The following is a 13,203-nucleotide window of genomic DNA, read 5'->3' as shown; positions in this document are numbered from 1 at the left end:
TAAATTTTATGTAATATATAGAATTTAGTATTAGGAAGGATGAGATGAAAAAAACTAAACAAAACTAAATGAACGCATAATACACAAACTGTTCAAAGTAATAACAGATAGTGACTATTTAAAAGAAGGACAGTAGATACTCGCTATTTCAGAACTTGTTTTTCACCAAAAAACGACGGTTAACCATATCAATAGCTAACCGTCGTTTAACTTTTTTTCTAAAATGTCCCGATATGAATCTATAAACTAGACTGTTGCTTTAAATTTCGCCGCTTTTTCGATAGAAACTAATGGGCTAAACTGAATTTCGATGTCTCCAGTCTGATTCAGACCAAAATGAGCAGTACAATCCATTACTTTATCAGGAGCAACTGATCCCATTGTATTGTCATTTGGATAAGAAGAAGCTTTTTTATCGTCAGAGCCATAAACTTCTACATCCATTCCTACAGGAAGGTCATTTTGACCATTGTTTTTAATTGTGTAAGTAATCTTGACTACTTGAGCAGGTTGTTCATCTGCAAATTGATTTCTTTCGTCAGTAAGTTCCACACTGTTTAATGTGTACTCAGCATCGCCAACTTTTACAGTATCCCCAACTTGGTAAAAACTTTCTTGCGCTTCTTTTGAAGAAGAGCTTGATGTAGCTTCTTTAGTATAACTTGTTTTTGTCACTTTTTCTCCGCCGTTATCGCTTGCTTTATTGTCATCTGAGCCACCCAGTGCAGATCCAATTATTGCTACAAGAATGATTGCTAGTACCCAAAACCAAACTTTTTTATAAAATGGCTTTTTCTCCTTTACTACGTAACGTTTGCCATCTTCCCCTACAACACTTTTTTTAACCATTGTTTCCTCCATAATAATTATCTAATTTACTCCCACTTAATGGCAGGTAGTGATAGTCGCCAAAATATAGATATCTTGTGTTTCATTTATTAAGACATCTTTACTACCAAATATTCAGTTTTTCACAAATGAAAAGCTTCAAAAAAACACCTAACAGTTCGCATCAAATAAGAATATTCATTTTTTACTTACATATAGTAACATGATGTGTTTGATTTGGAAATATGTAATTATAAAATTTGTTATTTTTTATTATTCGAAAGATCATGTTAGGTATCGAGAAAGTAATAGAGAAGTAGGATTATCAAAAAAATGTAGGAGATGATAAGCATCTATTGATAAGTGGTTAATGTCATTTATGTGACAAATTTGAAAGATAAATAAATGGAAAAAAAAGATCAAAAAAGATAAAATAAGTTAAATTTATTGATGAGGTGAGTTTATGAAAAAGGGAATATTCGGGGTTATTGTATTAATTTTATTAGGAGTTGGGGGATTTTTCGGTTACAAATATTATAGCGAAACGTATAAAACAACTACTGCATACACTAAGATTCCAGCAGAAGTGCCAGAAAAAACGAAATCAAAGAACAGCGATGGGAAAATCATTGCGGGTGAATATAGTTACCATTATGACGTGACTTTTGTAAAAGCTGATGGCAAAGCAACCAAACGAACATTTAGTGTGAGTGGAGAAGCACCACAACCATTGAAACCAGGTAGTTACGTGCAAGCTGACATCAGTGACAAAAGAACAAGTTCTCCTAGAGTAATTGCAGAAGAAAAGATTCCTAAAGAAATCAAAAATAAAGTAGACGAATTAAATTAGTTTTCAAAAAAATGAAAGAGACGATAAAAAGTCTGATTCAAAATCAACTATTAAATCTAGCCGGAGCATGTACTGGTTAGATTTTTTTGTTGATCGGTTATTCCATGTGATGGAGCATTGACTCAATTAGATGGAGAAATAGATTAGCAGGGGATTGTCCAAATACGCATTCTATGATTCACGAATGAAATTTTGACAAAAAATCATTAATATGGTTTATTAAGAATAGAAAGATGAGGTGAATGAAATGGATAATGACCAGAGGTACTCTAAGCTTGCTAAGGATAAAACCTTTGTAACTTGGGGAATGATTCCGGTAGTCGGCTTTTTTGGACTTTTAGTGTCGTTGATGATTTTCATTTAAATATCTTCAAATAGTTAGGTGAGGCTTCTATGTAAACATAAGCTACTGCCCAAAAATGTCGAGAGACGCCAATGGGTAGAACAGGGATTGTCGATAGCAAGGCTTTTCTTAAGGTAGCTAAGTGCAAACTTTACGTTGCATAGTGCCAAAGCTCAAACGTGACGTAAGTCAAACGAAAACGGTAGCAAAAGCATCAATCAGTTCTGAAGACAGGATAAAAAAATGAAACGCTGGTAGACGTTCAACATTTATCCTGTCTTCAGAATAGATGCTGGAGCACCGTTTATTTGTTATTTTGCAGACGTTCCAAAAATTTTTTTACTAATTTTGTTTAGGTTAGTTTTTTAGGCTGTAAGATTATTTTTATTACATCGATTGAATATCGCTGGACACCTTGCATAGTTTTCTCTGTTAGAATGCCAGTAGTTACAGATTTTTAAAAAGTGAAAAATAATATTCTTGTCATTAAAACAAGTGAGCTATTTCTTCTTTTTGATAATAATGAAAACAAGAATGGAATAGAAGATAGTGGAAAAAGCGAGTCCTTTAAGATAGAAATCGAATAATTGAACAGGTTGACTATAGGAATATTCTAAAATTTGGATCATAAAATAGATAGACGGAAAAGAGGAGAGAAGCATTAGTATGTCATATTTGTTCCATTTTGTATAAAGAGACAAAAAAAGAATAATACCAATAAAAGGGATCCAAAACAGTAATTTACTCATCGTAATCATATGATCCATCCTTATACAGCCTTTGCATAATTTAGATGATAGCACGTAGTATATAACCGACAAAGAGTTTTGTATTACCTTGTCCAATTTTTAATTGTATACTCATTAATGGCGGAATAAGTTAAGGAGAGAACTGAATAAAGTGAGGTAAATAGACGACAAAAAAGCACCTACCATTGAATGAATAGGTGCTTTTAAAGTGAACTAGAACTGTAATCGTTCATTTGGGGTTTTCACTCCTATGCGGATTTTTTCAATTCTTGCACTGCTTGTTCAATCGTCACTCCAGTGGCTACTCGATTTTCATTTGTTTTATCAAATACCACAAATAGATTCAAATCAGTATTTAGAGTTACACGATATTGTAAGTCTTTGTTATAGAATGTCATAATCATTCTCCTTTCTTAAATTCTTGCGAAAGGCAACGAAACGTTGATAACGAAATTCCATTTATTATTATAGCATAAAGAAGAAAACTTTGCTAATTAAGGATTGTTTAATTTTAATATAGAAGATAAGATAAACAGGATAGAAATAGCCCATTCGCTTTAATTAAAAAACTATAAAAAAAGTAGAGGTTTATTCTTGTGTTTCTCATTTATCTATGCTATATTAAATAAGTAATCTATTTTGAAACGTAATTTGAGCTAACTATTTTAGTTTATGACTCCTTTTGCCTATCAATAATTTATTGCAATAAAATCGTACGTTGATACGTATTAGGAGGAAATATATATGAATAACGGTACAGTAAAATGGTTTAACGCAGACAAAGGTTTTGGATTTATCACTGCTGAAGATGGAAACGATGTTTTTGCACATTTCTCAGCTATCCAAGGTGATGGTTTCAAAACATTAGACGAAGGTCAAGCAGTGACTTTTGATATTGAAGACGGTCAACGTGGCCCTCAAGCAGTAAACATCGTAAAAGGTTAATACTGTCATAATAAAAACTACTCTTTCATTAGAGTAGTTTTTTTGTTTTTTCTTAGTAAAGAAAAATGCTGCTCTGCCGCTCAAGTGAATACTATTGAGGAAGGGATATGGGCCTCTCCCTATTCAATAGCGAAGAATCGTGATCGACGAATGAATGTGTCAGTCAGATAGTTTAAATGAATCCTAATATAATGAATATGAGAGTGAGAAAAGGTTCATACTCTCATATTCATTGCGTTTATTTGAATCAATAAATGAGGAAAATCTGATGAACTTTTAAGAATCCGTAGCTTTTATATGGATTAAATCAATTCCTTTTTGTTTAAGGTTTGTTAAACAGATCATCAGGTAGTCCTCGTCATGCTCAGGATAAATAGGTGAAGTTTGTTTTTGAGGAGAAAGATAAGTATAAGGATCACAGGCTTTCCCACGGTACTCCGGGACAGACCATTCTGGAGAAGGAAGATAATGACGCTTTTTCATTTCAGTAAGAATAAGTTGGTGATACTGATAAAGCTTGTAAGGGGAATGTTGGAAGACATAATCAACTGTTGCATGCTTTCTTCCCCAACCATTACCTCTTAATGCACAACATTCTCTATGTTGACCTAATAATTGTTTTCTAGGAAGCAAAGGGATTAATTCTTCATGCCATAAGCGCATTTACTCACTCTCTTTCATTTAGATTAGATGGTTTAATTTACGCGGTCTGGTTTTTCTGATCGTCCGACCAAATAGTCAACAGATACATGATAAAAATCCGCAATAAAAATTAGATCGATAGCGCTCGGACAACGTTTTCCCTGCTCTAATTGTAGATAGGTTTCCAACGGGAGTGAGGTTTGTTCAGCCACTTCCTTAACGGTTAAATTCTTTTTTTTTCGGAGATAATCCAGCCGACAGCGTAGTGTATCTAATAAAATCGCTTCTTCAATACTCATAAATTCGCTCCTTTTGTCATTCAAATAAATTCATCGATCAATGCTTTCTATTTAAATAAACCAAATAAGCAATTGGTAATAACAAGGCTAGAATCAAACCAATCAGTTCTGCTACGAATAATTGATCTGGTTCAAAATACTGATAATTTAAGATTTTATATGAAAAAAAGATTGCTGGTAACGTAAAAAACGCTAAAATTAAGCGTTCCTTGTTCCAGTTGATTAAGTAACAAATAATAGGGATAAGAATTAAGGTAGGAATAAAAAAAATAAGTCGACTCAATGTTATCATAGTACTAACTCCTATAGATTTCGTATTTAAATAATCATTGATTTTCAGTCGTAGGTTAACAACGAACAACCACTTATACTAAGAGGTGGAAAACACTTCGAAAAGTGATTACGACTTAAATAATCATAAGAATAAAAAAACAACCCAAATACAAGATAGCACGTTCCGAGTAACAGAACAAATAATATGCTACGTGTTTGAAAAAACAAATGATTCAAGCAATTCATATACCAAGTGATAGAGCATTTGTGGTGAAGAGGGAGGGAAGAGCTGGAAATCGTCTGATCCAAATAAAATATTTGTTATTTAATGGGATGCTTTTGGATTTTTATTAAATAAGCTTGTTTCGGATTTTTATTCATGCTATAGTAGATATAAGTTATTTTTATATCTTAAAATTTTTACTGTACCCTTAGCTCAGTTGGTTAGAGCTGACGGCTCATAACCGTCCGGTCGTAGGTTCGAGTCCTACAGGGTACATATTAAAGCGCTCGTTTCTTTAAACAATGATTAGATAATCGTTGTTTTTTTATTTTGAAAAGTTGCATGCTTTTAGAAATGACTAATAACTGACGTTTCAACTATTGTTTATTGGAGATGGGGAACCTCATTTGATATTTTTTATAAATGCTATAGGAAGTTTAGTAGTAAAAAAATCCTAACCGTTACTTTCCACAAAGTGAGGGAACGATCAATACAAATTTTAGGAAATAGATAGTACGAACAAAGAAAAGCCTTTAGTAAATAACGAAATAAAACGCCCACAAAGTTAAATGTTGTGGGCGTTTTATTTTCGGTTACTTCAACTCAACATTAAAATCTTTGAGTAGTTTTAGCGCTTGATCGCCATGCTTGTTTTCAGAAACAAAAGCTGTATCCACTAAAAAATCAGCTTCTGGAAATACGCTTTGTAAAGCAATGGTATTCGATAAGACACAGAGATTCGTTTCTGTACCAACGACTTCAATGTGTTTTTCTTTTTCATCTTGGTCAAAAGCTTCTTGTTTAATCTCAAGTAAACTTTCCGGTGGCATCGTGAAGTAGTATTTCTTGACCACTTTTTCATTTTCTTTAGGAGAAAGTGTAGGAATGATTTGCAAATCTTCGCCTTCTTCATCCTGCTCTTTTCGCTCGACTGGTATATCTCTGGTAAAAAGAATATATTCGTTTTTTTTACGTGCAGCTTCTAAACGTGAGTGGATTTGTTTGATTAACTTATCTGCGTGCTGAACATAATATTTACTCTCAGGATCTAGAATATGATTTTGCATATCGACGATTACTAACAATTTTGTCTCCCTCCTTAAACCTTAATAATAATTGTTGATAATATACGCTACACCAGCTTCTTCATTTGTTTTGGTTACTTCATCCGCAATATTTTTTACCTGTTTCTGTGCATTTCCCATCGCAATACTTGTTCCACTGACTTTTAGCATCGCAATATCATTTTCCTGATCACCAAAGGCAACGATCTCATGAGGATCGATTTCCAAGGTCTCAGCTAAAAAGATTAATGAGTGAGCCTTTGTTACATTTTTAGGTGTGATTTCCAAAAAATGGGGGTCTGAAAAGACGGAATCAATCCCTTCACTTTTTAAATCTTGTTGCAGTTTTTGCAATTTTGATTCATCTTTATCTGTTAATGCCAATTTTAAATAGCTGACAGATGGATCTTCTAATAACTTGGTGATTTCAGCAAATGTCTGATTTTGTAAATTGAAATGTTGGTAGTAGGGATCATCTTTCACCAAATTTGACTCATCAAAGGTTAATTGATCATCTTGAGTTTCTCGACTAGCAATAATTGATATTTTTACCTCTTGTGCTAAGAAGAAGGCCCGTTTAAGGGTAGCAAGCTCAATTTTAGAACGTTTCAATACGTGAAGGATCTCGCCTTTCATCATCTTTGCCACGAAAGAACCATTAGATGAAATCAAATAGCCGCCGATCCCAAGTTCTTCAAATACATCTTTAGCAGAGATGCTATTTCTACCAGTCGCAATCGTGACGATCCCACCATGTCGATCAAAGTTTTGAAGTGCCTCGATGTTTTCTTTTGGTATCTTTCCATTCCGATCGAGTAAAGTACCATCTAAATCAATTGCTGCTAATTTCATATTATTCGCTCCCTTTATCTATTGCTTACTCTAAGGTTAAATGAGAATTTCCTAAAATAAAAATAAAATGCTTTGTGTTTTTGAATTTTTTCAAAAAATATTCTTAGTTTTCATTAGACATATATAGGTAGTATTTCAAATCCTATAATTGAATAAATAGGCAGAAAAACGATTAAGTTAACGTTTTCAATTCGATAAAAAAGGTTTATTTTTATGAATTATTCAATGAAAATGAAGCATATCTTTTGCTTTAAAGTTTATTGAGGCATATTCTGGATATAGAAAAGGTTAGAAAAAGATTAGAAAAAGGAGTGATTTTAATGGAGATGAAACAAGGTATCGTTCCGGTAGTAACTGCTTCAGATGAAAATTACGCTCCTTACTTAAGCGTGATGATTGCCACTGTACTGGAAAACTCCACTAAAACAAGACACATTTATTTTTATGTCATTGACGACGGTATTTCTGAATATAGCAAAGAAGGACTTAGACAAACGGTTAAAAAACATTCAGACAATGCAACAATTCAATTTTTAACAGTTGATAAAGATGTCTACGAAGATTTCCTAGTAAGTGACCATATTACTACTACAGCATACTTAAGAATATCTTTACCTAAGATCTTAGCTAAATACGACTATAAAAAAGTGCTTTATTTAGATTCAGATATTTTAGTACTGGATGACATCGTTCATTTATATGATCAACCATTAAATGGTAAAACGATTGGAGCTGTCATCGATCCAGGTCAAACGAAAGCTTTGAAACGGTTAGGAATTGAATCAGATGCTTATTATTTTAATTCAGGCGTGATGGTTATCGACATTGATCGTTGGAATGAAAAAATGATCACTGAAAAAACAATCAATTATTTAAAAGAAAATGGTGATCGAATTATTTACCATGATCAAGATGCGTTAAATGCAGTTCTGTATGAAGACTGGGAGCAATTAGAACCAAAATGGAATATGCAGACTTCTTTGATCTTTGAACGTCATCCTGCTCCAGATGCTACGTATGAAAAATTATATAAAGCAGGAAATGAATCGCCGTCGATCGTTCATTTCACAGGGCATGACAAACCATGGAATACGTTAAAAGATCATCCATATACAAATGTCTATTTAAAAAAATTAGCGCATAGCGTTTTAAAGAAAGTGGGAGAGGTAAATGAATAGAAGAAAAGAAATCGCAATCGTATCAAGTTGTAATACCAAATTTGTGCCTCATCTAGCGGCGCTGTTCGTTTCAGTATTAGAAAATAGTGATCCAAAAGTTTTTGTACGATTTTATGTCATTGATGACAACATTGATAATGAAAGCAAACAATTATTACGTTTCTCTGTTAAGAATTCTCGTATGAATACAGAGGTTGAATTCTTAAAGATCAACAAAAAATTCTTTGAAAATGTAGTAACAAGTGATCGTATTCCGGAAACTGCTTACTATCGTATTGCTATTCCTGAGTTATTTAGAGGAAAAAATGTCGAACGTCTTTTATATATGGACTGTGACATGATTACCGTAAAAGATGTTACACCATTATGGGATCTTGAATTTAACGGTGCGATCTTGGCCGCCGTAGAAGATGCTGGTTTCCACCAACGATTAGAAAAAATGGAGATCCCAGCAAAATCAACACGCTACTTTAATTCTGGATTGATGCTCATCAATGTTGAAAAATGGTTAGAACAAGACATTACTAAAAAAGTTCTAACATTCATTGAAGAAAATCCTGAAAAATTACGTTTCCACGATCAAGATGCGTTAAATGCAATTTTACATGATCGTTGGATTCCATTACATCCAAAATGGAATGCTCAAGGGTATATCATGGCAAAAGCGAAGCAACATCCAACGCCACAAGGAGAAAAGGAATACGAAGAAACACGTAAAGATCCATCGATCATCCACTTCTCTGGTCATGTTAAACCATGGAGTAAAGATTTTGAAGGGCCAACTAAAAAATACTACGATAAATATGCAAACATGACAGCTTTCCGTTGTGTCGCAAAATTTCCTAAATATCCACTTTATGCCAGAATCAATCGTAACACAGAAGTGAGCCGCTGAGGAAAAATGTCGTAACTTATATATAATCTGAAGGAGATGATGATGATGGAAATCACGATGACAAAACATGCGATGGAGGCATTGACAAAAAAAGTAGGAAAAGATTCAAAAATTGCTTTGGCATTGATTGATTCTTCAGATCCGTTTTTAAGAGATAAAGGGGCTTGTGCAAAAGGCAGTTTTTTCCAGATTATTCCTTTCTTTGTAGAATTTGGGAAATACGTCAATAAAATCGAACATCCCACTCTGGAAATCTACACATCTAAATTAGAGCAATCTTATTTAGGTAGACATTTGAATCTTGCCTATGACCACCAATTAAACAGTTTCTCTTTAGAAAATGAGATTGTTGTCTTGGATCGTAACATTAAATTAAGCAACTGTTTCTTTAGCTAACATCCTTTGTAGAAAGGGAGATTGATCATGCTGGACTATTACTTTATTGGAAAAGAGAAAGTAATAACGACAGACAAAAACAACTATAATTGGCTCGTGATCGACAGTAGTGACACTAAGGAAATCGAACAAGTGATTGAAAAGTATCGTTTACCAAAAGATATCTTTGTCGGAACTTCTCTGCCAGAAGAAGTTTCAAGAATCGAAGAGCTTGTGGGGACAAATTTGAACCATCCGATTTCCTTAGTGCTACTGAATTTGTCCAACCAGGAGCAGAAAATCGAGAATCGATTAATGCCTATTTCGTTTATTTATTCGGATGAGTTATTGATTAGTTGTATCGATAAAAAAACGGACTTTTTTGATCGAGTATTAGCAAAACATGGGAATAAGATCAATTCTTTTGAAACACTTATTGCATATTCTGTCTTGAACATCTATACCCATTACGTGAAAGAACTAACAGAAATGAAAAAGAGGATTGATTCCCTCGATCAAGAAGCGCGTAAAACGACGGAAAACGAAGAACTATATAAGCAAGCGGATTTAGAACGGGATATTGTTTATATTGATCATACGTTGAGAGATCAAAAAGAGACTTTAGATACCTTATGGCAATCAGAAGATTTTGTTGAGAAATTAGCTGATGCTCGTCTACTTTATGACATCCAATTGAGACAAAGACAAACAGAAAAAATGATTTTGATCTATCGTGACTTGTTAGAAAGTATTGGGGATCTTTTTAATGGAATGATGGACAATCATTTGAATCATCTAATGAAATATCTTGATTCGGCGGCACTAGTGATCTCTGTTCCAGCATTGATTGCAGGGATTTGGGGGATGAATACTGGCGGATTACCTGGTAAAAGCTCTGGCTTAGCCTTTTTATTAGTTATCTTTGGCTCGATCGTTGTTGCAGGAGCTGTAGGCTACCATCTTTACCGAAAAGATTATACAAAATAAAAAAGTACCAAACGATGAGGAGGATACACATGACAGAACCAAAATTAATTGATCCACGTAAACTTTACCATACTGAGGAATTTCCTAAACAAGACCAGGATACACCAGCATTACAAAAAGAAATGCAACCAGTTCCTGACTGTGGAGAAGAATCTTATGAAGGATCAAATCAACTAGAAAATCGCCGTGTTCTGATTACTGGCGGAGACTCAGGGATCGGGCGCGCGGCAGCTATTGCTTTTGCAAGAGAAGGGGCAGATATCGGCTTGCACTTTTTCCCAGGAGAAGAAGAAGATGCCAAACAAGTAGCTTCCTATATTGAAAAAGCAGGACGAAAAGTTGTTTTACTACCATATGATCTTAGAGACGAAACAGCGCCTAAAGAAATCGTTGAAAAAGTTGTCAGTGAATTAGGTGGCTTAGATACATTAGTATTAAATGCGGGACAACAAATCTCTTGCCCGGCTATTGAAGAAATTCCATTAGAACAAGTGAAAGATACCTTCATGGTGAATATCTTAGCGATGTTTGCGATTGTTAAAGAGGCGGTTCCGCATATTCCAGCAGGAGGGGCAATTATCAACACTACTTCTGTTCAAGCGTTCAATCCAAGTGAACATCTTTTAGATTACGCTTCCACGAAAGCAGCTATTGCAAACTTTACAATTGGCTTAGCAAAACAATTAGCACCAAAAGGCATTCGTGTTAATGGAGTAGCTCCTGGTCCTATTTGGACACCACTACAGTTAGACGAAGGACAACCGGAAGATTCTATTCCTGAATTTGGCCAACAAAGCTTGCTTGAACGTGCCGGCCAACCAGTAGAATTAGCTCCAGTTTACGTTTTCTTAGCTTCAAATAAAGCGAGCTACGTTACTGCACAAATTTATGGTGTAACTGGTGGGGAAGCTATCAACTTATAAAAAATGGGAGGTGCCAGGATGAATAAAGGGACTAAAACAATTGGTGTCATTTTTTCTCTGCTACTTTTGTCTATTCTACTATTTGTCGTCTTGATCAGTGCGGTCTATCCTTTACCATTGATGCTTGAACGATTCCGTTTCTTTACAATAACGAATTACTATATGCAGCAATATATTTTTTGGGTAGCAGTCGGCTTAGCGATTCTACTAATTATTGCATTATTGATCGTCATTTTTTATCCAAAAACGATCGGAACCTTCTTATTGAAAAAAGGGGACGGCGAATTAACGTTAGACAAAAAAGCGATTGAAGGTATGGTTCGTTCACATTTACATGAAGATGAATTCATTCACTCACCTAAGGTCAATATCAAAGCCACAAAAAATAAGATCGCAGTTACAGTTAAAGGTGAATTAAAACGGACTTCTTCATTGATCGGGAAAACAAGAATATTGATGGATGAAATCGAAAAAGAAGTGAAACAGTTACTCGGCACAGATGAGCAAGTAAAAGTGTCGGTGAAGTATACAGGTTACCAAGCACCTACCAATAAATATCAAACAAACGAACACGCTCGTGTGGAATAAGGAGGGGCACAAATGAATGAACTTTTTGCTGCTTATAAGCTTCCGATCATTTGCGGGGCAATTGGGTTGATTCTCGCCGTACTATTGATCACAGTGGGATTCTTTAAAACCTTGTTGCTGATCCTTATGGCGATCATTGGCGTGGCGGTCGGAATGTATTTAAAACAAACGAAAATTTTTGATCATAAATCTTAGGAGGAAATTCTATTATGGATAACAACAAAACAAACAACCAAAACAAACCAGTATCTGCACATCCAGATCCAACGACACCGAACAATGCAAATGGTGTTCATGATGCCAAAGATAAAACAGCACCCGTTTCAGCACATCCAGATCCGGTTGTACCCAACGTTGAAAACAAAGTGGCTCATGATAAAAAAGAAAACGAAGGACAATCAGAACAACAAGGAAAACATGAAAATTTTAGTAATCCAAAAGAACATCATGGAGATCAGCCAAAACCTCCAATGCCAGGGCATACACCACCTAAGCCAGAAGCCCCAGCAAAAGATCCAAAAAACACAACGGAAAACGGTGAATCTATGAATGGTGATGTGACATATGAAGATAAGGTCATTCAAAAAATCATAGGCATCTCCTTAGAAAAAGTGGATGGATTATTAACAGCTGATGGTGGCTTCTTCTCTAACGTGGCAGAAAAATTAGTCAACACTGATAATGTAACAGCCGGTATTGACACGGAAGTTGGGAAAAAACAAGTCGCTGTTGATCTTAAGATCGTTGTTGAATACGGCAAAGACATCGAAGAAATTTACCAACAAATCAAAAAAATCATTGCCAAAGAAGTTCATGAAATGACACATCTAGATGTCATTGAAGTCAATGTCGATGTTGTCGACATTAAGACAAAAGAAGAATATGAAGCAAACAGTGAAACAGTTCAAGATAAATTGACAAATGCGGCAAAAGCCACAGGAGAATTTGCATCTGAACAAACGGAAAAAGCCAAATCCGCAATTGAGCAACAAAAAGAAAATAACCAATAATCAACTAATTCAAGAACGAATTAGCTGTTCGTTCAGTCGCTAAGTAGTTGAAAGCGAAGTAACTAAAAATTTAGTTTATTTATAGAGTCAATAGAAGAGATCGAGACAAGTTTTTGTCTCGATCTCTTCTATTTTTGGCTAAGGCTCCTTTTTTGATGGTAAGTAAAATGTTTTACATA

General features: G+C 34.6%; 17 protein-coding genes, 1 tRNA gene and 1 riboswitch. Of the genes, 11 read left to right on the top strand and 7 right to left on the bottom strand.

Annotation, left to right across the window (positions count from 1 at the left end):
• Window positions 1–246 precede the first annotated feature (246 nt).
• Window positions 247–849: a DUF4352 domain-containing protein gene (locus IGJ18_RS07470; protein ID WP_438843102.1), complete on the bottom strand. Its 603-nt coding sequence runs from the start codon at window positions 847–849 to the stop codon at window positions 247–249.
• A gap of 442 nt (window positions 850–1,291) precedes the next feature.
• On the opposite strand from IGJ18_RS07470, the gene IGJ18_RS07465 reads away from it, so the two are divergent.
• On the top strand, window positions 1,292–1,678 hold the full coding sequence (locus tag IGJ18_RS07465) for a DUF1093 domain-containing protein (RefSeq protein ID WP_034698128.1): 387 nt from the start codon (window positions 1,292–1,294) through the stop codon (window positions 1,676–1,678).
• A gap of 367 nt (window positions 1,679–2,045) precedes the next feature.
• A riboswitch (M-box (ykoK) riboswitch) is annotated at window positions 2,046–2,214 on the top strand.
• An 804-nt stretch (window positions 2,215–3,018) separates the two neighbouring features.
• Here IGJ18_RS07465 and IGJ18_RS07460 read toward each other — a convergent pair.
• On the bottom strand, window positions 3,019–3,168 hold the full coding sequence (locus IGJ18_RS07460) for a hypothetical protein (RefSeq protein WP_010719071.1): 150 nt from the start codon (window positions 3,166–3,168) through the stop codon (window positions 3,019–3,021).
• A 346-nt stretch (window positions 3,169–3,514) separates the two neighbouring features.
• Here IGJ18_RS07460 and IGJ18_RS07455 point away from each other — a divergent pair, with 346 nt between their 5' ends.
• Window positions 3,515–3,715, top strand: a complete 201-nt coding sequence (locus IGJ18_RS07455; protein WP_010719072.1) for a cold-shock protein — start codon at window positions 3,515–3,517, stop codon at window positions 3,713–3,715.
• Window positions 3,716–3,991: 276 nt separating this feature from the next.
• Here IGJ18_RS07455 and IGJ18_RS07450 read toward each other — a convergent pair whose 3' ends face one another.
• Genes IGJ18_RS07450 through IGJ18_RS07440 form a run of 3 tightly spaced genes read right to left on the bottom strand, consistent with a single transcriptional unit; the run spans window position 3,992 to window position 4,948 of the window.
• Window positions 3,992–4,378 (bottom strand): TIGR02328 family protein, encoded by a 387-nt coding sequence (locus IGJ18_RS07450; protein ID WP_053766832.1) that lies wholly within the window; start codon window positions 4,376–4,378, stop codon window positions 3,992–3,994.
• Window positions 4,379–4,410: 32 nt separating this feature from the next.
• A complete protein-coding gene (locus tag IGJ18_RS07445; protein ID WP_438843101.1) occupies window positions 4,411–4,656 on the bottom strand; it encodes a helix-turn-helix domain-containing protein in 246 nt (81 codons plus the stop codon).
• A 37-nt stretch (window positions 4,657–4,693) separates the two neighbouring features.
• Window positions 4,694–4,948, bottom strand: coding sequence for a hypothetical protein (locus tag IGJ18_RS07440; RefSeq protein ID WP_010719075.1), 255 nt, complete (start codon window positions 4,946–4,948; stop codon window positions 4,694–4,696).
• A gap of 406 nt (window positions 4,949–5,354) precedes the next feature.
• On the opposite strand from IGJ18_RS07440, the gene IGJ18_RS07435 reads away from it, so the two are divergent.
• Window positions 5,355–5,428 (top strand) — tRNA-Ile (locus IGJ18_RS07435).
• Window positions 5,429–5,745: 317 nt separating this feature from the next.
• Here the strand turns inward: IGJ18_RS07435 and IGJ18_RS07430 are convergent.
• On the bottom strand, window positions 5,746–6,237 hold the full coding sequence (locus IGJ18_RS07430; protein WP_438843100.1) for an isochorismatase family protein: 492 nt from the start codon (window positions 6,235–6,237) through the stop codon (window positions 5,746–5,748).
• A 21-nt stretch (window positions 6,238–6,258) separates the two neighbouring features.
• Window positions 6,259–7,068, bottom strand: coding sequence for a Cof-type HAD-IIB family hydrolase (locus IGJ18_RS07425; protein WP_438843099.1), 810 nt, complete (start codon window positions 7,066–7,068; stop codon window positions 6,259–6,261).
• Between the two features lie 320 nt (window positions 7,069–7,388).
• Here IGJ18_RS07425 and IGJ18_RS07420 point away from each other — a divergent pair, with 320 nt between their 5' ends.
• Genes IGJ18_RS07420 through IGJ18_RS07385 form a run of 8 tightly spaced genes read left to right on the top strand, consistent with a single transcriptional unit; the run spans window position 7,389 to window position 13,024 of the window.
• The gene (locus IGJ18_RS07420; protein ID WP_207414152.1) at window positions 7,389–8,246 is read left to right on the top strand and encodes a glycosyltransferase family 8 protein; all 858 of its coding nucleotides are present in this window, start codon (window positions 7,389–7,391) and stop codon (window positions 8,244–8,246) included.
• Entirely contained in the window at window positions 8,239–9,141 is a 903-nt protein-coding gene (locus IGJ18_RS07415) for a glycosyltransferase family 8 protein (protein ID WP_010719079.1), read from the top strand. Before IGJ18_RS07420 ends, IGJ18_RS07415 begins: the two co-directional genes overlap by 8 nt.
• 45 nt (window positions 9,142–9,186) lie before the next feature.
• Window positions 9,187–9,537 carry an iron-sulfur cluster biosynthesis family protein gene (locus IGJ18_RS07410; protein WP_010719080.1) on the top strand — a complete coding sequence of 117 codons (351 nt, stop codon included), beginning with the start codon at window positions 9,187–9,189 and terminating at the stop codon, window positions 9,535–9,537.
• Between the two features lie 27 nt (window positions 9,538–9,564).
• Window positions 9,565–10,503 (top strand): magnesium transporter CorA family protein, encoded by a 939-nt coding sequence (locus IGJ18_RS07405; protein ID WP_010719081.1) that lies wholly within the window; start codon window positions 9,565–9,567, stop codon window positions 10,501–10,503.
• 29 nt (window positions 10,504–10,532) lie between these two features.
• Window positions 10,533–11,426, top strand: coding sequence for an SDR family oxidoreductase (locus IGJ18_RS07400; RefSeq protein WP_010719082.1), 894 nt, complete (start codon window positions 10,533–10,535; stop codon window positions 11,424–11,426).
• Window positions 11,427–11,444: 18 nt separating this feature from the next.
• On the top strand, window positions 11,445–12,014 hold the full coding sequence (amaP, locus tag IGJ18_RS07395; protein WP_034698115.1) for an alkaline shock response membrane anchor protein AmaP: 570 nt from the start codon (window positions 11,445–11,447) through the stop codon (window positions 12,012–12,014).
• Window positions 12,015–12,026: 12 nt separating this feature from the next.
• Window positions 12,027–12,209 (top strand): DUF2273 domain-containing protein, encoded by a 183-nt coding sequence (locus IGJ18_RS07390; protein ID WP_010719084.1) that lies wholly within the window; start codon window positions 12,027–12,029, stop codon window positions 12,207–12,209.
• A 14-nt stretch (window positions 12,210–12,223) separates the two neighbouring features.
• Window positions 12,224–13,024, top strand: coding sequence for an Asp23/Gls24 family envelope stress response protein (locus IGJ18_RS07385; protein ID WP_178286198.1), 801 nt, complete (start codon window positions 12,224–12,226; stop codon window positions 13,022–13,024).
• The last annotated feature ends 179 nt before the right edge of the window (window positions 13,025–13,203 follow it).

The sequence above is a fragment of the Enterococcus sp. AZ078 genome (assembly GCF_051714985.1).
In the GTDB taxonomy this organism is placed as follows: Bacteria; Bacillota; Bacilli; order Lactobacillales; family Enterococcaceae; genus Enterococcus_B; species Enterococcus_B hirae.
The sequence above is the reverse complement of the archived record's forward strand: the minus strand, read 5'-3'. Positions and strand labels throughout refer to the sequence as shown.

Coding starts and splice junctions, on each gene's coding strand:
- IGJ18_RS07470 (WP_438843102.1), bottom strand. CDS start 849: ATGGTTAAAAAAAGTGTTGTAGGGGAAGATGGCAAACGTTACGTAGTA.
- IGJ18_RS07465 (WP_034698128.1), top strand. CDS start 1,292: ATGAAAAAGGGAATATTCGGGGTTATTGTATTAATTTTATTAGGAGTT.
- IGJ18_RS07460 (WP_010719071.1), bottom strand. CDS start 3,168: ATGACATTCTATAACAAAGACTTACAATATCGTGTAACTCTAAATACT.
- IGJ18_RS07455 (WP_010719072.1), top strand. CDS start 3,515: ATGAATAACGGTACAGTAAAATGGTTTAACGCAGACAAAGGTTTTGGA.
- IGJ18_RS07450 (WP_053766832.1), bottom strand. CDS start 4,378: ATGCGCTTATGGCATGAAGAATTAATCCCTTTGCTTCCTAGAAAACAA.
- IGJ18_RS07445 (WP_438843101.1), bottom strand. CDS start 4,656: ATGAGTATTGAAGAAGCGATTTTATTAGATACACTACGCTGTCGGCTG.
- IGJ18_RS07440 (WP_010719075.1), bottom strand. CDS start 4,948: ATGATAACATTGAGTCGACTTATTTTTTTTATTCCTACCTTAATTCTT.
- IGJ18_RS07425 (WP_438843099.1), bottom strand. CDS start 7,068: ATGAAATTAGCAGCAATTGATTTAGATGGTACTTTACTCGATCGGAAT.
- IGJ18_RS07420 (WP_207414152.1), top strand. CDS start 7,389: ATGGAGATGAAACAAGGTATCGTTCCGGTAGTAACTGCTTCAGATGAA.
- IGJ18_RS07415 (WP_010719079.1), top strand. CDS start 8,239: ATGAATAGAAGAAAAGAAATCGCAATCGTATCAAGTTGTAATACCAAA.
- IGJ18_RS07410 (WP_010719080.1), top strand. CDS start 9,187: ATGGAAATCACGATGACAAAACATGCGATGGAGGCATTGACAAAAAAA.
- IGJ18_RS07405 (WP_010719081.1), top strand. CDS start 9,565: ATGCTGGACTATTACTTTATTGGAAAAGAGAAAGTAATAACGACAGAC.
- IGJ18_RS07400 (WP_010719082.1), top strand. CDS start 10,533: ATGACAGAACCAAAATTAATTGATCCACGTAAACTTTACCATACTGAG.
- amaP (WP_034698115.1), top strand. CDS start 11,445: ATGAATAAAGGGACTAAAACAATTGGTGTCATTTTTTCTCTGCTACTT.
- IGJ18_RS07390 (WP_010719084.1), top strand. CDS start 12,027: ATGAATGAACTTTTTGCTGCTTATAAGCTTCCGATCATTTGCGGGGCA.
- IGJ18_RS07385 (WP_178286198.1), top strand. CDS start 12,224: ATGGATAACAACAAAACAAACAACCAAAACAAACCAGTATCTGCACAT.